Raw genomic sequence first — 16,758 nt, forward strand, 5'->3', positions numbered from 1 at the left:
CTCGGCGTCGAAGCGGCTCACCGCGCGGTGGTCGCCTGTGCGACGGGGAGCGAGCGAGGTGAGCGCCTGATCGATCACGAGCTGCCCGATGAGCGTCGGGTCGTCGGCGCGCACATAGCTGTGGGCTCCGCCGTCGGGCCCCGGCTCGCCGTCGAGCGGCCCGACCCGCAGGATGCCGAAGCGCCCGGCAGTCTCCGACAGCAGGTATTCGAGCGGCTGCGGGATGCCGGTGAGCGAGATCTCGCCGAGCAACGCGCGCAGCTGCTCGACCGTCTGGCCCGTCGTGAGGGCACGCGTCACGGATGCTGCGGTGATGCGGTAGCTCGAGGCCAGTCCCACCGATTCCACATCCGCCACCTCGCGCAGGCGCAGGTCGACGTCGGAGGCGAGCGGGCCCGGCGCGATGATCGAGAGGTCGTGCTGGATGTAGACCTGGCGCACCTCGGGCGGGAACAGCTCGGCCATCGCGGCCTGCGCGGCCTCGGCCCCGCTCAGCAGCAGCGCGGAGCCCGCGCTCGAGGGCACCGACGCGTCGGCGATGCCGAGCGCCTCGGCGGCGGCGATCACCTCGCGCGTGCGGTCGGGCAGCCAGGCGCCGCCGGCCGGATACAGCCAGGAGAGGTACTCGAGCAGCCCGTCGCCCCAACTGGCTCCCGCCCGAGCGCGCAACTGCGCGCGCAACTCGGGGGCACCTGCTCGAGCCAGCTCGCCGCGAGGCGCGCCCAGCGCTCGACGCGCGGCGAGGAGCGCCAGTGCTCGGCCCGCTCGGTCGCCCGCCAGGCCCCGGTGGCCGGTGCCACGAGCCCCGCGCCCTCGGTGATCGCGAGCAGCGTCGCGAGCTCGGCATCCGTGTTGGCACCCGTGGCCCCGAGCAGCCGGCGCCAATCGGGCAGCGCGATGCCACCCCGCTGCAGGATGCGCGCCGGCTCGCGTTCGATTGCCCCGACGAGTTCGCCCACCGCCGTGACCGCCGTGAAGGCGCGCTCGCTCGCGACCCGGTCGGCAGACGCGCGGTCGGCGCGGCCGACGGGCTCGAGCGCCGCCGGAGGGCTGCCGTGGATGAGCTGCTCGAGCGACGGGAGACCGTCATCCGGCCAGCCGCGCAGCACCTCGGCGACGGCGCCGGGCACGATGGTGCGCCCGTCATCCGGGATCAGCAGCGCGAGCTCGGTCAGGTGGGTGATCGCCGCCGCCACCTCGGCGACCGGTCGATCGATCCGGTGCGCGATCGTCTTGGCGTCGGAGCTCTCGGGGGCGAGTGCTCCCGCGGCGAGCACCCCGAGGGCGGTGCGGTCGAGGTGGGCGAGCGACGCCTGGATCGACCCGGCATCCAGCAGGGCCTCGGCGAGATCGAAGACATCGCGGATGCCGAACTCGCGCACGGGCCGCGCGTGCAGGAGCGCCGTCAGCGCAGCATCGGACCGCGCGCGCAGCGACGCTGCGAGCGCGAGGGCCGAACTGCTAGCGGCCACCGTCCCGGGCCGTGCGGCGGCGGCGCGCGCTCACGATGAGGAAGGTGACGATGAGCAGGAACGCGATCGGCAGCCCGATGTAGCCCACGAGCATGAGCGACGGCCAGATGCCCCCCGACATGTCGAGCCCCGCGCCCGCGCCGAGCATGGTCGCGACGATCGCCACGAGCGAGATCGCGATGATGGCCAGGATCATCGCGGCGAGCACACGTTCGATACGATTGAGCGGGACGGGGGCGTTCTCGGGCACGAGACAACACTATGCCCCGCATCCCCGCCCCCATGAGCAGCGAAAGAGGCCCGCGATGCCCACCGGCAAGGTCAAGTTCTACGACGAGGAGAAGGGCTTCGGCTTCGTCACGTCCGACGACGGCCAGGAGGTCTTCCTGCACGCGTCGGCGCTCCCGGCGGGCGCCGTCGTGCGCGCGGGCACGCGTCTCGAGTTCGGCATCGCCGACGGGCGCAAGGGCGCCCAGGCGCTCTCGGTGCGCGTGCTCGACGCCCCGCCGAGCCTCAGCAAGCTCACGCGTCGCTCGGCCGACGACATGGCGATCGTGATCGAAGACCTCGTGAAGCTCCTCGACGGCATCGGCGCGGGGTTGCGTCGGGGTCGCTACCCCGACCGCGCGCACGGTGCGAAGATCGCCGCCGTGCTGCGCAAGGTCGCCGACGATCTGGACGCGTGATCGCCCCGTGACCGACGAGGAACGCGCCCGTCTCGCCCGCGAGGCCCTGCGGGAGATCACCGCGGATGCCACCGTCGGTGAGCTCGTCGGCCAGAGCGACGAGGGCGAGGGCGTCACGACGCTGTCGTTCGCGACGACGATGCCCGGCTACCCCGGATGGCACTGGACGGTGAGCGTGGCCGATCTGCCCGGCGAGGCGCCCTCGGTGCTCGAGGTCGAGCTGATGCCCGGCGACGGCGCCCTGCTCGCGCCCGACTGGGTGCCGTGGTCGGAGCGCCTCGAGGAGTACCGCGCCGCCCAGGCGGCCGCCGCCGCGGAGGCGTCCGAGGCGGAGGACGACGAGACCGACGACGAGGACGACGAAGACGACGACGAGGACGGCGACGACGACATCGATGACGAGCTCGACGAGCACGACATCGACGACGACTTCGGCGACGACCCCGACGATGGCATCGACTTCGAGCACGACGACGTGGAGCCTGCCTCCGAGGAGGAATGACCGGGTTTCGAGACGCGAACCGCCTGCGGCGGTGCGCTCCTCAACCGCCTGAGTGTGAAACCAGCGTCAGCGCTGCCGCGCGCGTCGGTGCACGTAGACGAGGGTGACGAGCCCCAGGCCGATGCCGACGAGGCACGTCCACAGCCACCACACGCGCCCGGCCTCCACGAGCGGCCCCACGAACACCAGCAGCGCCGCCAGGGCGATCACCCACAGCACGAGCCCCGCCAGGATCGCGGCGCGGTCATCCGTGACGACCGGCACCGGATCGGGTCGCCGCTCCTCGTCGCTCAGCCAGAACCGCATGCCGCGAGCCTAGTCGTGCCGGGTCAGAGCGCCTCGACGACGTAGTCGATCGACGCGGTGAGCGCGCGCACATCGTCGGGCTCGATCGCCGCGAAGGTTGCGACGCGCAACTGGTTGCGGCCGAGCTTCCGGTAGGGCTCGGTGTCGACGATGCCGTTCGCGCGCAACACGGATGCCACCTGGGCCGCATCCACGCGCTCGTCGAAGTCGATCGTGACGACGACCTGCGAACGGTGGGCGGCATCCGTCACGAACGGCGTCGCGAAGGCGCGCTCCTCGGCCCACGCGTAGAGGTGGCCGGAGGATTCGCGGGTGCGCGCGTCGGCGAAGGCGAGGCCGCCGTTGGCGTTCATCCAGTCGAGCTGCGCCTCCATGAGCAGGAGCGTCGAGATGGCAGGCGTGTTGAGAGTCTGGTCGAGGCGCGAGTTGTCGACGGCGTTCTTGAGGCTGAGGAACTCGGGGATCCAGCGACCGGATGCCGCGATGCGTTCGATGCGCTCGATCGCGGCGGGGCTCATGAGGGCGAACCACAGTCCGCCATCCGAGGCGAAGTTCTTCTGCGGGGCGAAGTAGTAGACATCCGTCTCGGATGCGTCGATGTCGATGCCGCCCGCGGCGCTCGTCGCGTCGATCACGGTGAGCGCTCCGGCGTCGCCGTGCACGCGGGCCACCGGCGCCATCACGCCCGTCGAGGTCTCGTTGTGCGGCCAGGCGTAGACGTCGACGCCCTCGACGATCTCGACCTCCGAGCGCGACCCGCCGGGTGCGTCGATCACGTGGGGGCCTCGAGGTGCGGCGCGGCGGCGGCCTTGGCGAACTTGGCGCCGAACTCGCCGAAGGTCAGGTTCTCGCTGCGATGCTCGATGAGCGAGAAGGCCGCGGCGTCCCAGAAGGCGGTCGACCCGCCGTTGCCGAGCACGACCTCGTAGCCCTCCGGCAGTCGGAAGAGCTCCGAGAGACCGCCGCGCACGCGGCCGACGAGCGACTTCACGGGCTTCTGCCGGTGGGAGGTGCCGAGCAGCTCGGCGCCCGCCTGCAGGTGGGCGAGCTGCTCGGGGCGGACCTTGGACGGCCCGCAGCCGAAACGGCCGTCGGCGGGGAGGAGGTGCGGGGGATCACGATGTCGGGCACGCCCACGAGTCTATTGAGCCTGCGGCTAGGCTGGGATCGACGTGCAAGGGAGGCCACGATGACCGATCTCGTCGACACGACGGAGATGTACCTTCGCACCATCCTCGACCTCGAGGAAGAGGGGATCGTGCCGCTGCGCGCGCGCATCTCCGAGCGCCTGGGGCACTCGGGCCCGACCGTGTCGCAGACGATCGGCCGCATGGAGCGCGACGGGCTCGTGGTCGTCGAAGGCGATCGCCATCTCGTGCTCACGGTCGAGGGGCGGCGCCGCGCCCTGCACGTCATGCGCAAGCACCGGCTCGCCGAGCGACTGCTCGCGGATGTCATCGGCCTCGACTGGGCGTACGTGCACGACGAGGCCTGCCGCTGGGAGCACGTCATGAGCGAGCAGGTGGAGCGCCGGCTGCTCGAGCTGCTCGATCACCCCACCGAGTCCCCCTACGGCAATCCCATCCCCGGTCTCGACGAGATCGGCGGCACGCCCGCAGGCGCGTTCCTCGACGGTGTCGAGAACCTCGTGACGCGCGCCTCATCCGCAGCGGGCCAGGTCACGGGTGTCATCCGCCGGCTGGGGGAGCCCGTGCAGTTCGAGCCCGAGCTGCTCGTGCAGCTCCGGGAGGCGGGGGTCGTGCCGGGTGCGGTGGCCAACCTCTCGACCGCCGGCTCGTATGTGATCGTGCAGGTCGACGGTTTCGGTGACGGGCTCGAGCTGCCCTCCGAGGTCGCCTCGCACATCTACGTCGAAGCCTGAACGACGAATCCTGCCGATTCTCAGCTAACCCGGCCTAGGCTCGCCGGGTCCTCTCGGTCACGCATGTCGATCGGAGGCCGCCAGGCAGGGCGTCCCGTCTCACCCATCCTCTGCCGGCGACGTGACATACGAAAGGGATGGGGTCGCCCGACAGAGCGACCGGGACGCGGGAGTTCTCGTGTCAGCTAACCCGAATCGCCGGCCCACCCAGCCGGCGGCGCGATCCGTTCTCGGATCGCTCCGCAACGCGTCCATCGTCGCCCTCGTGGTGCCCGCCCTCTTCGCCACCGTCGCGCTGCCTGCCTCGGCGTATGCTCCGGCATCCGACGACACCGCATCCGACGGTGCCGCGCGGCTGAGCGCCATCGAGCAGCTGCGCCAGGACAAGGCTCAGGATGTGGCCGTCGCCTCGGTCGCGCTCGCCCCGCAGTCGCGCGACGGCTACGACATCACCTCGGCCGCCGAACTGCGCCGCGCGCAGCAGCGGGCCGCCCTCGCCGCCTACTCCGGGCCGACCGTGCGCGAGTACCTCGCCAACCCGCCCTACCCCTCCTTCGACCTGAACCAGGTCGTGCAGGTGGGGCTGCAGTATCAGGGCGTGCCGTACGTCTTCGGCGGCGCCTCGCCCGCGGGCTTCGACTGCTCGGGCTTCGTGATGTTCGTCTACGCGCAGTTCGGGATCGCACTGCCGCACTCCTCGAGCGCGCAGGGCCGCGGCGTCGGCGGCGGACACCTCATCTCCCGCGCCGATGCGCTTCCCGGCGACATCGTCGTCATGGACGGCGGCGGGCACTCGGGCATCTTCATGGGCGGCAACACGATGGTGCACGCGCCCAAGCCCGGCGGCGTCGTCGAGGTGCACCCGATCTGGGACCCGAACGCCTGGTTCGTGCGCTACGGCATCTGAGTTCAACGTGCGCTGCGATAATCCGCAGCGCCGGCCGATCGGCCGGCCGCGCGCGAGCGCCCGGCCGATCGAGTGCCGACACCGTCGAGCATCCTGTTCGTCGCCGGTTGAGCAGCGGCGCAGCCGCGTGTCGGAATCGGCACGCGCCCCCGCATCACGTGTCGTGCCGACGGTGGTCACCGGTCGGGTCTACCCTGGGGTTCTCGGAGATCTTCGGATCGGGGAGGGCACATGAGAACCGCGCACAGCATCCGCACCATGGATGTGCGCGCCCAGTTCCGCATGCAGCTCAGCAGCCGGCCCGACGTGCACTGTCTCGTCGCGGTCGAGTAAGGCGCTGTCGTTCGCGACGGCGCCTTTTTCTGTTCTCACCCCGTTTCGACGGAGCTCCGGGAGGTTCGACAGCCTGCACGCCATGCAGGCTCCCTCGAGAGGAGACCCGTTGCGTACCCTGGTTCTCAATGCCGGATACGAGCCGCTGGCCGTGGTGTCGTTCAAGCGAGCCCTCGTGCTCGTCCTGACCGAGAAGGCCGTCGTGGTGGCGAGCGATGACGACAACCCCGTGCACGGCATCGGCTCCGATTGGGAGCGACCATCGGTGATCCTGTTACGCCGCTACGTGCGCGTGCCGAGCGGACGCTCGGTTCCCGTGTCGCGGCGTGGGGTGCTGCGGCGCGACGACCAACGGTGCGCCTACTGCGGTGTGCACGCGTCGACGATCGACCACGTGATCCCGCGTTCGCGAGGGGAGCCGACAGCTGGGAGAACCTCGTGGCGTGCTGCCTGCGCTGCAACAACATCAAGGGCGACCGCACACCTCGGGAGATGGGGTGGACTCTACGGTTCGCCCCGCGTGCGCCGCACGGCACGGCGTGGCTCGTGCGCGGGGTCGAGCGGGCGCAGCCGGAGTGGCGGGAGTTCCTCGCCCCCGCGGCGTGAGTCGCCGCCCTCGGCGCTTCCGCGTGGAACAGCGTCGGCGACGGATTTCGTTGTGAGAAGCAGCATCAAGCTGGGAAACCCCTGTGCAAACGGGCTGTCTGCCCCGCAAAACGGGTCGTTACCGAGACGTGACATTCGGATGGATGTCGCGTAACGTCGTTCTGGTCGTTTCAACCCGGAAGACTCTTCATTCACGTGACTGACTACGAGACCCTCGCTGCCCTCGGCTTCACCGAGCCGGCTGCGAAGACCTCGGAGCACGCCTCGCAGGCGCGTCCCGACGGCATCTCGAGTGCCCACGCGGCCGCTGAGCTGCCCTCGCGTCGTTCGCTTCGTGCCACCACGCAGGCTCCGATCAACGATCTCCCCGCCACCCCCACGACCCCGGCCATGCCGGGGTCGCGTCGTGCTGCCCGCGAGGCGCGTGCGGCGATGGACTCCGCCGCGCCGGTCGTGCCCGCCGAGGCGACCGCCGCGGCAGTTGCGGCTCCCGTCGCCCCCGCGCCGACTCACCCGGCGGCGATTTCCGCGGCGGCGGTTCCTACGGCGCCGCAGGTGGCCGCGCCGTTCGGCATCTTCGCTGCGCCGACCGAGGAGCCCGCGTCACGTCGCGGCCGCCGCGACCGCGGGGCGAGCACGCACCCGGCATCCCGGCCCGTTGCGCCTGCGGCACCGCGCACGCCGTCCGCATCCGCTGCTCGGCCGTCGGTGCGCAAGCGTCTGAGCGCGGCCGGCACCATGGTGCTCGTGGGCGGTCTGTTCGTGTCGCTCACGCTTCCGGCTTACGCCTCCAACGACTACTCGGGCGGCGAGCTCGCGGAGCCCGCAGCGGCGAAGATCGACGCGCAGGCCCTCGCCCTCGACGACTCGGCCATCCAGGCGGCGAGCACCGTCGAGGCGCGCGACGGCTACGAGACGACGAGCGCCGTAGAACTGCGGCGGCTGTACCGCGACGCGCTGCGTCAGCAGCGTCTGCAGGAGTACGCCGCATCCGGCGCGATGGCGATGGGCGACGACTACCCGTGGGCCACCGAACTCGGGATGTCGCAGGGCGGTGGGCTCTCGCCGCTGAACTACTTCATCCGGCAGTGCACCGACTTCGTCGCGTGGCGCCTCAACCGCGACGCGGGCAGCACCCACGCGCCGTTCAAGTACACGTGGTCGTACCTGACCCCCGGCGGCGGTAGCGCCCACTCGTGGAAGAGCCAGTGGGAGCGTCACGGCTGGACCGTGAGCAGCACCCCGGCTCCCGGCTGGGTGGCCTGGTTCCCGGGTGGCAACCACGTGGCATACGTGAACAGCGTGCTCGCCGACGGCTCCGTCTTCATCGAGGAGTACAACTGGGGGCCCGACACCTACAACCAGCGCATCATCCCCGCCGGTTCGGCGCTCTACCTGGCCCCGCCACCCGCCTGATCCGGCCCTCGCGCCCGCGCTGCTCCTCCGCTTCCGCTCGGTAGACTCGGGCGGTCAGCCTCTGTAGCTCAATGGAAGAGCAGTTCCGTCCTAAGGAAAGGGTTGGGGGTTCGAGTCCCTCCAGGGGCACAAGGGCGCCGGTAGGCGGCGGCGATGGGTTCGCGAGGTGAGGAAACTCGATCCCTCAGGATCCACACCGCGAGATTGTTCGACGCTATGTGTCAGCCAGGTTCCCTATACTGACGCTTATCTCCATAAGTGTCAGAGGTAGGGGTTTCCAGTGACAGATCGGTCGCCGTCAACAGCCCTTGGTGTGCGCGTGGCACCGCTCACTTTCGACGACCACGTCTGGAACGTCACAGACGAAGGTGCCAGTCGCGCCGAACGGGAACGGGAATCGGGGCCCTACCGTTCAGCGGTCACCCCCGAACTATCGGACCTCGAGTTGGTTCTGCCGGGTGCCATCGCCGCCAACATCGGCGAAGCCACGGTGGCGCTGGCCAAGTTTGACGTCTACGCAACGACGATCCTCGGCGCGGGCGAACTGGCGCCCATGTCGGCGATCTTGCTGCGAACGGAGAGTGCGTCGTCCTCGAACATCGAGCAGATTACTGCCGGTGCTCAGCAGATCGCGCTGGCGGAAATCGGAGAATCTGGCTCTGAGAATGCGAACCTCGTCGTCGGCAACGTGCGTGCGATGGAGGCAGCGCTCGAGCTCGCGGACGATCTGAGCGTCGATAGCATCTTGCGGATGCACGCGCGCCTCCTCGCGCACGAACCTCAATGGGCGGGCCGGTACCGTGATGGGCTCGTGTGGGTGGGTGGCGACAAGCTGGGGCCGCGCCGCGCAACTCACGTTGCACCGCAGCGCGAACTCGTGGTCGACGCGATGACAGACCTGGTGCAATTCATGGCCAGAAATGACCTCCCGCCGCTTGCTCAGGCGGCAATCGCGCACGCCCAGTTCGAAACCATCCATCCCTTCGCGGACGGGAACGGACGTACCGGACGAGCATTGGTGCACGCGATCCTCCGCGGCAAGGAGGTCGTGACCCGGGCCACGGCGCCTGTATCTGCGGGCCTACTCCGAAACACAGGCGACTATTTCGCGGCGCTCACCGCATACCGCGAGGGTAACGCAAGCCCGATCATCGCCCAGTTCGCGGACGCATCCCGTTTCGCGGCCGCGCGGGGACGTCGCCTCGTCGATGACCTCGCGCAACAAACCCGCGAATCTGAAGAGCGGATCGTGGACATCCGAGCGGACGCCGCCGCTCGGCGAGTGATACCGCTACTCGTCGGTCAGCCAGTCGTGAACGTCGCCTACATCCAGAAGCGCCTCGACCTTAACGAACGCGCCGCATTCCGGGCGATCGATGCCCTCGTCACCCGCGGCATCCTGGTCGAACGCGCCGGACGGAGCCGCAACCGTGTCTACGCGCATCGGGGGATCTTGGGAGTCCTGGACTCCTTCGCGGCCGACATCCGGCGAGGCTAGCTCCGGCCCATGCCGAAGACGTCGTGGACGGCTGAATCGTAGGCGGCACGCCTCAGAAGCTGCCGAGCACGTCGAGCCGCAGCTGCGCCGCGACCGCGATCACGACGTAGTTGACGAGGGTGATCGGCGCGAGCCACGTGCCGATCACCTCGCCGACGCGCCGCGGGGAGCCACCCCAGACCCCTGCGCGGAGCGTCCAGGCCACCACCGACCAGAACAGCGGGATGGTCATGAGCCACACGAGCATGCACCACGGGCACAGCGAGCCGAACTCGAAGATGCTCCGGAAGGCGAACATGTGCACGAGCGCGTAGCCACCCAGCACGAAGAGGGCGAAGACCCGCCAGTACCAGGCCCGCATACCGCCCGGTGAGGCGAGCGCGCCGATGGCCGCGTAGATCGGGCCGAGGAAGAGCACCATCCCGAGGAGGGCGTTCGTGAAGCCCAGCAGGTTGCCGGCCGGCGAGAGCAGGTTCGGGCCGCAGGTGACGAGCGGGCTGATGTCGCACGAGATGGCCGGCTCGGCGTTCGTGAGCTGCCCGACGTACTCGAGATAGAGCAGGAACGACACCGTCCAGGCGACGAGGCTCAGCACGATCCACAGGATCGCCGTGCCGATGCCGGGGCGGAAGGTACGGGATGCGGGGGCGACGATGGTCACAGGCTCAGCCTCTCTCGCGGGTCGGTGTCGACGTCGGCGCGCTCACCGGGGATATCCGACGCCCGCGCGCTGCGCCCGGTGAGGCGTCTCGCAAGATCGACGACCATCCCCGCGGCCGTCAGGCACCACACGCCGAGCCCCACCCAGAACCAGAGTGTGCCGATGGTCTCGACCACAGGCAGGCGATCCGCGCGCCCCAGGTAGATGCTCGCCGCCGCGTACATCCCCATCGGGAACACGAAGCTCCACAGTGTCGGCTGGTAGCGCAGCGGGATGCGATGCACGAGGTGGCGCCACACCCCGGCCGCCAGCAGCACCGGGATCAGCCAGCTCGCGAACGCCCAGAAGATCACCGAGAGTCCCGCGATGAGCTCGCGCGTCACGTCGATCATGGGCGCGTCCGCCATCTCCACGATCCGCGCCCCTGCGACGACCGTGATCGCCACGGCACCCATCGCGACCCAGTACGGCGGGTCGAGGTCGTGCGGGTCGAGCCGGTAGAGCATCGCACGCAGCATCACGAACAGCGCGCACGCCGTGTAGAGCACGACGCCCGTCGACCATGCCACGATCGCGATGATCGCGAGCCACTGCCGCAGCGCCGGGTAAAGCGGCTCGAGCCCCGCGGCGACCACCGCGATCGACTGGCTCGCGACCACCCAGATGAACCACGTACCGTTCGCGCGGTCGAGCATCGGGCGGCGCGGGTTGCCGAGCACCGCGGTCCACGGGATCACGTAGCCGAATACGACCCAGGCGAGCGTCGCGATGGCCAGCAGCACGGCGGCGGCCAGCCCCAGGCCGACCCCCACGAGCATCGCCCCGATGACGTTCGTCGCGGCGATGAAGGTGAAGAAGCCGAACGCGCGCGCCGGATCGTGGAAGTCATCCGACATCTGCCGGCGGTACGCCGCGAAGCGCCACACGTTGAGCACGACGAGCACGAGGTAGAACACCACCGCGATCCAGAACAGCACGGATGCGAGCACCGCACGGTCGGTCAGCTGCGCCCCGATCGACACGATGCCGGTTCCCATGACGCCGGCGAAGTAGCCGGGGTGAGACCCGCGGGGCCGCGCGGGGTGCTTCGGCATCCCGGATGCGTTCCTCGGCTTCGGCGCTGCTCACGTGAGGTCCCTTCGTCGCCGAACGGTTGCTGCACAGGGTACGACCCCGGCGGCGGTGCGCTTCCTCGGATCACCGTGCAAATCCGCCCCGCCGCACGGGTGCGCCGGTGTCGGTGGGGGAGGCGTTGAATGGGGGCATGCCCGCCCGGGGACTCCGCACGTACTACAAGACGCTCGATTCGCTGAGCCGGATCAATCTGCTGCACGCGCTGCAGACACGTGGTGCCCTGACGGTCGACGAGCTCGCACAGGCGACGGGTCTGCACCCGAACACGGCGCGCGAGCATCTGCATCGACTCATCGCGGTCGGGCTCGTGCGCGCGGAGCCGATCCTGCGCGGCGTGCGGGGGCGTCCTGTGCTGCGATACCGCGCATCCGGGGCGACGACCGGCGGGGAGCGCGGCCGCGAGGCGCGCGCGGCGCAGCAGCTCGCGGCGCTCGACGGCCACCTCGCCCGGTGCGGCTTCACCGCCGCGATCGATCGCGGCACGAGCCGGCTCACCCTGCGCGACTGCCCGTTCGCCGCACTGTCAGAGGGCAATCCGCAGGTCTGCGAGGTGCACCGCGCCCTCATCGCGGATGCCCTGGCCGCCTCGCCGGGGCCGGTGCGCGCGGGGCGGTTGCAGCGTCTCGTGACCGAGCACGAGTGCACGCTCGAACTCACTCGCACGCCAGAATCCACAACATCTAGTGGCGAGGTTCCGTGATAAATACCAGATGTAGTGCCGGCTGCCTAGCCTCGTCGTAGGCGCGTGGCGAGGGACCCCGCGCGAGAAGGAGGAACCCGGATGCCACAGCCCACCGCGACGGCCGTCGACGTCGCATCTACGATCGACGAGTACCTCGACCGCTCCGATTGGCGCGTCAACGCCAACGCCAACCAGGGCTACTCGCTCGGCGGACTCATCCTGAACACCGCAGGCAAGGTCGTCGCGAACTACTGGCTCGACGAGGTCTACCCCGCCGAGATCGGTCGCGCGCACCGCGAGGGCGACCTGCACATCCACGACCTCGACATGCTCGCCGGCTACTGTGCCGGCTGGTCGCTGCGGGTGCTCCTCGAGGAGGGGCTCAACGGGGTGCCCGGCAAGGTCGACGCCCTGCCCCCAAGCACTTCGGATCGGCGGTCGGGCAGATCGTGAACTTCCTCGGCACGATGCAGAACGAGTGGGCCGGCGCGCAGGCGTTCAGCTCCTTCGACACCTACATGGCGCCGTTCGTGCGCATCGACCGGCTCGGCTACGCCGAGGTGCGCCAGCACCTGCAGGAGCTCGTCTACAACCTCAACGTGCCCTCGCGCTGGGGCACGCAGACCCCTTCACCAACCTCACCTTCGACTGGGTGTGCCCGGCCGACCTGCGCGAGCAGGTGCCGGTGATCGGCGGTGTCGCGCAGGATTTCAGCTACGGCGAGCTGGCCGAGGAGATGGCGCTCATCAACCGCGCCTACATTGACGTCATGACGGCAGGGGATGCGAGCGGACGCGTCTTCACCTTCCCGATCCCGACCTACAACATCACCGAGGACTTCGACTGGACCTCCGAGAACGCCGAGCGACTGTTCGCGATGACGGCCAAATACGGCACGCCCTACTTCCAGAACTTCATCAACTCCGAGCTCGAGCCCGGGCAGATCCGGTCGATGTGCTGCCGCCTGCAGCTCGACCTGCGCGAACTGCTCAAGCGCGGCAACGGACTCTTCGGCTCGGCCGAGCAGACCGGGTCGCTCGGCGTCGTCACGATCAACTGCGCGCGGCTCGGCTACCTCAACCCGCGCGACGAAGCGGGCGTGCTGCACGACCTCGACCGCCTGCTCGAGCTCGCGCGCGACTCGCTCGAACTCAAGCGCGAGGTCGTCGACCGCTTGATCCGCGACGGCCTCTTCCCGTACACGAAGCGCTATCTCGGCGGAGGCCTGCGCAACCACTTCTCGACCATCGGCGTCAACGGCATCAACGAGCTGGTGCGCAACATGACGGGCGACGAGCACGACATCACGACGCAGGAGGGCCACGCGATCGCCGTGCGCCTGCTCGACCACGTGCGCGCCCGCATGATCGAGTTCCAGGAGGCGACAGGCCACCTCTACAACCTCGAGGCCTCGCCCGCCGAGGGCACCACCTACCGCTTCGCGAAGGAGGATCGCAAACGGTTCCGCGGCATCCTGCAGGCGGGCACCGAGAGCAATCCGTACTACACGAACTCCTCGCAGCTTCCGGTCGGCTTCACCGACGACCCGTTCGAGGCCCTCGATCGCCAAGACGAGCTGCAGACCAAGTACACGGGCGGCACCGTGCTGCACCTCTACATGTCGGAGCGGCTCTCGAGCGCCGACGCCTGCCGCGAACTCGTGCGGCGCTCGCTCGCCACCCACCGGCTGCCCTACATCACCGTCACACCGACGTTCTCCATCTGCCCCGAGCACGGCTACCTCGCCGGCGAACACCCCAGCTGCCCCAGCTGCGGCGGCGAATGCGAGGTGTGGACGCGCGTCATGGGCTACTTCCGCCCGGTCAGCTCGTTCAACATCGGCAAGAAGGGCGAGCACGCCGAGCGCACGCACTTCGTGGAGTCCGCGCTCGCCGGGGTGAGCTGACGATGCGCGGCCCGGCCCTCGCATCCGGCACGTCCGCACCGGTGGCAGAGCAGCTGCAGATCGCCGGTCTCGCGCGCCTGTCGAGCTGCGACTGGCCGGGCAAGCTCGTCGCCACGGTGTTCCTGCAGGGCTGCCCGCTCGACTGCGGCTACTGCCACAACCCGGGCCTCCTCGATCCGCGGGTGCCGGGCGTCGTGGCGTGGCACGAGGTGCTCGAGCTGCTGGCCCGTCGTCGTGGCCTGCTCGACGGCGTCGTGTTCTCGGGTGGCGAGCCCACCCGGCAAGCGGGTCTGCCGGATGCCATGCGCCAGGTGCGGGAGTTCGGCTTCGGCGTGGGACTGCATACCGCGGCACCGTATCCCCGCATGTTCGCCGAGGTGCTGCCGCTGTGCGACTGGATCGGGCTCGACATCAAGGCGCCGCAGCGGATGTACGGCCAGGTCACCGGGGTGGCCTCCGCGGGGGCGAAGGCGTTCGCGTGCCTCGAGCTGGCGCTCGCGGCGGGGGTGCCGCTGCAGGTGCGCACGACGGTGGACCCCACGACGATGAGCGAGGCGGATGTGGCCGAGCTCACCGCGACGCTGCACGGTCTCGGCGTCGCCCGGCACGTGCTGCAGGAGGTGCGCATGGAGGGCGTGCGGCAGGAGTACCGGGACCTTGGTCCCGTTCACCCCCGTTCCGCGCGGGAGTAGCGTGAAGAGAGTAGGAAGGGACACGACATGACGGCAGAACCGATCGAGTTGCGCGCCACCAAGCCGCACGAGGCTGCGAGCGGCGGATGCGCGTGCGGGCACGAAGACGAGAGCGAGATCGTTCTCGACACGCGCCAGATCCCGCACGCGATCCGACACGCCACGATCTTCGGCGCGCTCGGCGCGATCGCCCCCGGGTTCAGCCTCGACCTCATCGCCAACCACCGGCCGAACCCTCTCGTGTCGCAGCTCGAGGAGCGTCACCCGGGCGAGTTCGCGGTGTCCTTCGTCGAAGACGGACCTGAGTTGTGGAGACTCCGCTTCACGCGTCAGTGAGCAGTGCCGCGCCCGTGAGCAGCGAGCCGCGGCCCTTCGACGACGCCGAGCTCGCCGCGATCCGCGCCGATTTCCCGATCCTCGACGGGCGGGTGAACGGTCGCCTGCTCGTCTATCTCGACTCGGCGGCGACCTCGCAACGCCCGCGGCAGGTGCTGGATGCCGAACGTGCCTACGTTCTCGGCACCAACGCCGCCGTGCATCGCGGCGCCCACACCCTCGCCGCCGAGGCGACCGAGCTGTTCGAGTCGGCCCGCGAGCGCGTCGCGCGCTTCGTGGGCGCGGATGCCGAGGAGCTCGTGTGGGTCTCCAACGCCACCGAGGGCGTGAACCTGGTGGCCTACGCTCTCGGCAATGCGAGCCTCGGGCGGGGAGGCGCAGCGGCCGAGCACTTCCGGCTGGGGCCCGGCGACGAGATCCTCACGACCGAGCTCGAGCACCACGCGAACCTCATCCCGTGGCAGGAGCTCGCCGCGCGCACGGGTGCCGTCTTCCGCTACCTGCCGGTCGACGACGAGGGGCGTCTGCAGCTCGAGCGGCTCGATGACCTGCTCACCGAGCGCACCCGGGTGTTCGCGTTCACCCACGTCTCGAACGTCACGGGCGAGGTGCAACCCGTCGCAGCGCTCGTGGCGCGTGCGCGCGCGGTGGGTGCGCTCACGGTGCTCGATGCCTGCCAGTCGGCTCCGCACCTTCCGCTCGACCTGCACGAGCTCGGGGTCGACTTCGCGGTGTTCTCCGGCCACAAGATGCTCGGCCCCACCGGGGTCGGCGCGCTCTACGGGCGACGCGAGCTGCTCGAGCACCTGCCGCCGTTCCTTGCCGGGGGTCGATGATCACGACGGTCACGATGGAGGCCGCCGAGTTCCTGCCCCCGCCGCACCGCTTCGAGGCGGGAACCCAGCGCGTCTCGCAGGCGATCGCGCTCGGCGCGGCCGTGGACTATCTGAGCGAGCTCGGCATGCAGCGCGTCGTCGCGCATGAGGCGGCACTCGGCGCGCGGCTGCTCGCGGGGCTCGCCGCGATCGACGGCGTGCGCGTGCTCGGGGCGACGGCCGAGGACCGCGTCGGGCTCGCCGCGATCGACGTGCCCGGCATCCACGCCCATGACCTCGGCCAGTATCTCGACCTGCAGGGCATCGCGCTGCGGGTCGGGCATCACTGCGCCCAGCCGCTGCACCGCCGACTCGGCGTCACCGCCTCGACCCGCGCGAGCAGCTACCTGTATACGACGCCGGATGAGATCGATGCCTTTCTCACGGCGCTCCCCGCGGCGCTCGCCTACTTCCGGAGCATGCAGTGAGCGACCTCGACGCGCTCTACCCCGAGATCATCGCGGACCACGTGAAGCATCCGCGACGCAAGGGCGAGCTCGCCGACGCGACCGTCGAATCCCGGCAGCTGAACCCGACGTGCGGCGACGAGGTGACGCTGCAGCTCCTGCTCGACGGGGACCGCATCGTGGATGTCGCCTGGGCCGGCCGGGGCTGCATGATCTCGCAGTCGTCGGCCTCGATCCTGGCCGAACAGGCACCCGGCCTCACGATCGGCGAGCTCGAGGAGCGCATCGCCTCGTTCCGCGCCTCGATGCGCTCTCGAGGCGAGCTGCCGGTCGACGAGGAGCTGCTCGGCGATGCCGTGGCGCTCGAGGGGGCCTCCCGATTCGTGGCACGTGTGAAGTGCGCCCTGCTGCCGTGGGTGGCGGCGGAGGCGGCGCTCGCCGAACGCTGAGCCGTCGT

The 16,758-nt window shown here is 70.1% G+C and carries 15 protein-coding genes, 1 tRNA gene and 5 pseudogenes; 14 read left to right on the plus strand and 7 right to left on the minus strand.

The window, feature by feature from the left end; genetic code table 11:
- Positions 1-51: 51 nt before the first annotated feature.
- The 3 genes and pseudogenes from QQK29_RS18655 to QQK29_RS09255 form a co-directional block, all read right to left on the minus strand.
- Positions 52-465: pseudogene (locus QQK29_RS18655) on the minus strand (helicase-associated domain-containing protein); the annotation flags it as partial.
- A 98-nt stretch (positions 466-563) separates the two neighbouring features.
- Positions 564-1,472, minus strand: a complete 909-nt coding sequence (locus QQK29_RS09250) for a hypothetical protein (RefSeq protein WP_284299708.1) — start codon at positions 1,470-1,472, stop codon at positions 564-566.
- The gene (locus QQK29_RS09255) at positions 1,462-1,722 is read right to left on the minus strand and encodes a multidrug ABC transporter ATPase (protein ID WP_284299710.1); all 261 of its coding nucleotides are present in this window, start codon (positions 1,720-1,722) and stop codon (positions 1,462-1,464) included. Before QQK29_RS09255 ends, QQK29_RS09250 begins: the two co-directional genes overlap by 11 nt.
- A 55-nt stretch (positions 1,723-1,777) precedes the next feature.
- Between QQK29_RS09255 and QQK29_RS09260 the strand changes: the two genes are divergently transcribed.
- Positions 1,778-2,158, plus strand: coding sequence for a cold-shock protein (locus QQK29_RS09260; RefSeq protein ID WP_284299712.1), 381 nt, complete (start codon positions 1,778-1,780; stop codon positions 2,156-2,158).
- A 7-nt stretch (positions 2,159-2,165) separates the two neighbouring features.
- Entirely contained in the window at positions 2,166-2,660 is a 495-nt protein-coding gene (locus tag QQK29_RS09265) for a DUF3027 domain-containing protein (protein ID WP_284299714.1), read from the plus strand.
- Positions 2,661-2,726: 66 nt separating this feature from the next.
- Here the strand turns inward: QQK29_RS09265 and QQK29_RS09270 are convergent, their stop codons facing one another.
- Positions 2,727-2,966 carry a DUF2530 domain-containing protein gene (locus tag QQK29_RS09270; protein ID WP_284299716.1) on the minus strand — a complete coding sequence of 80 codons (240 nt, stop codon included), beginning with the start codon at positions 2,964-2,966 and terminating at the stop codon, positions 2,727-2,729.
- Between the two features lie 23 nt (positions 2,967-2,989).
- Positions 2,990-4,080, minus strand: a pseudogene (gene serC / locus QQK29_RS09275) (phosphoserine transaminase); the annotation flags it as partial.
- Between the two features lie 75 nt (positions 4,081-4,155).
- Here serC and QQK29_RS09280 point away from each other — a divergent pair.
- From QQK29_RS09280 to QQK29_RS09305, 6 genes and pseudogenes are all read left to right on the plus strand, one after another.
- Positions 4,156-4,848 carry an iron-dependent transcriptional repressor DtxR gene (locus tag QQK29_RS09280; protein ID WP_284299718.1) on the plus strand — a complete coding sequence of 231 codons (693 nt, stop codon included), beginning with the start codon at positions 4,156-4,158 and terminating at the stop codon, positions 4,846-4,848.
- A 265-nt stretch (positions 4,849-5,113) separates the two neighbouring features.
- Positions 5,114-5,755 (plus strand): C40 family peptidase, encoded by a 642-nt coding sequence (locus tag QQK29_RS09285; RefSeq protein ID WP_284299720.1) that lies wholly within the window; start codon positions 5,114-5,116, stop codon positions 5,753-5,755.
- Between the two features lie 442 nt (positions 5,756-6,197).
- Positions 6,198-6,694 (plus strand): annotated as a pseudogene (locus QQK29_RS09290) (HNH endonuclease).
- A gap of 195 nt (positions 6,695-6,889) precedes the next feature.
- The gene (locus QQK29_RS09295) at positions 6,890-8,110 is read left to right on the plus strand and encodes a CHAP domain-containing protein (protein ID WP_284299722.1); all 1,221 of its coding nucleotides are present in this window, start codon (positions 6,890-6,892) and stop codon (positions 8,108-8,110) included.
- A gap of 57 nt (positions 8,111-8,167) precedes the next feature.
- Positions 8,168-8,239: transfer RNA gene (locus tag QQK29_RS09300), tRNA-Arg, on the plus strand.
- Between the two features lie 190 nt (positions 8,240-8,429).
- Positions 8,430-9,608, plus strand: a complete 1,179-nt coding sequence (locus tag QQK29_RS09305; protein ID WP_284299724.1) for a Fic family protein — start codon at positions 8,430-8,432, stop codon at positions 9,606-9,608.
- A gap of 52 nt (positions 9,609-9,660) precedes the next feature.
- Here the strand turns inward: QQK29_RS09305 and QQK29_RS09310 are convergent, their stop codons facing one another.
- Positions 9,661-10,269 carry a vitamin K epoxide reductase family protein gene (locus tag QQK29_RS09310; protein ID WP_284299726.1) on the minus strand — a complete coding sequence of 203 codons (609 nt, stop codon included), beginning with the start codon at positions 10,267-10,269 and terminating at the stop codon, positions 9,661-9,663.
- Positions 10,266-11,363 (minus strand): tellurite resistance/C4-dicarboxylate transporter family protein, encoded by a 1,098-nt coding sequence (locus QQK29_RS09315; protein ID WP_284299729.1) that lies wholly within the window; start codon positions 11,361-11,363, stop codon positions 10,266-10,268. Before QQK29_RS09315 ends, QQK29_RS09310 begins: the two co-directional genes overlap by 4 nt.
- A gap of 170 nt (positions 11,364-11,533) precedes the next feature.
- On the opposite strand from QQK29_RS09315, the gene QQK29_RS09320 reads away from it, so the two are divergent.
- From QQK29_RS09320 to sufU, 6 genes and pseudogenes are all read left to right on the plus strand, one after another.
- The gene (locus tag QQK29_RS09320; protein WP_284299731.1) at positions 11,534-12,103 is read left to right on the plus strand and encodes a helix-turn-helix transcriptional regulator; all 570 of its coding nucleotides are present in this window, start codon (positions 11,534-11,536) and stop codon (positions 12,101-12,103) included.
- An 81-nt stretch (positions 12,104-12,184) separates the two neighbouring features.
- Positions 12,185-13,991 (plus strand): annotated as a pseudogene (locus QQK29_RS09325) (ribonucleoside triphosphate reductase).
- Between the two features lie 2 nt (positions 13,992-13,993).
- Entirely contained in the window at positions 13,994-14,683 is a 690-nt protein-coding gene (locus QQK29_RS09330) for an anaerobic ribonucleoside-triphosphate reductase activating protein (protein WP_284299733.1), read from the plus strand.
- Between the two features lie 27 nt (positions 14,684-14,710).
- The gene (locus QQK29_RS09335; RefSeq protein WP_284299735.1) at positions 14,711-15,019 is read left to right on the plus strand and encodes a DUF2249 domain-containing protein; all 309 of its coding nucleotides are present in this window, start codon (positions 14,711-14,713) and stop codon (positions 15,017-15,019) included.
- Between the two features lie 14 nt (positions 15,020-15,033).
- A pseudogene (locus QQK29_RS09340) lies at positions 15,034-16,322 on the plus strand (SufS family cysteine desulfurase).
- Entirely contained in the window at positions 16,319-16,750 is a 432-nt protein-coding gene (gene sufU, locus QQK29_RS09345; protein ID WP_284299737.1) for a Fe-S cluster assembly sulfur transfer protein SufU, read from the plus strand. Before QQK29_RS09340 ends, sufU begins: the two are co-directional and overlap by 4 nt.
- Positions 16,751-16,758: the final 8 nt, after the last annotated feature.

The organism is Homoserinibacter gongjuensis (assembly GCF_030161875.1).
GTDB lineage: Bacteria > Actinomycetota > Actinomycetes > Actinomycetales > Microbacteriaceae > Homoserinibacter > Homoserinibacter gongjuensis.

Bases quoted from the DNA above. Each gene is read 5' to 3' on its own strand.
- QQK29_RS09260 (WP_284299712.1), top strand. From the start codon at position 1,778: ATGCCCACCGGCAAGGTCAAGTTCTACGACGAGGAGAAGGGCTTCGGC.
- QQK29_RS09270 (WP_284299716.1), bottom strand. From the start codon at position 2,966: ATGCGGTTCTGGCTGAGCGACGAGGAGCGGCGACCCGATCCGGTGCCG.
- QQK29_RS09280 (WP_284299718.1), top strand. From the start codon at position 4,156: ATGACCGATCTCGTCGACACGACGGAGATGTACCTTCGCACCATCCTC.
- QQK29_RS09315 (WP_284299729.1), bottom strand. From the start codon at position 11,363: ATGCCGAAGCACCCCGCGCGGCCCCGCGGGTCTCACCCCGGCTACTTC.
- QQK29_RS09320 (WP_284299731.1), top strand. From the start codon at position 11,534: ATGCCCGCCCGGGGACTCCGCACGTACTACAAGACGCTCGATTCGCTG.
- QQK29_RS09330 (WP_284299733.1), top strand. From the start codon at position 13,994: ATGCGCGGCCCGGCCCTCGCATCCGGCACGTCCGCACCGGTGGCAGAG.
- QQK29_RS09335 (WP_284299735.1), top strand. From the start codon at position 14,711: ATGACGGCAGAACCGATCGAGTTGCGCGCCACCAAGCCGCACGAGGCT.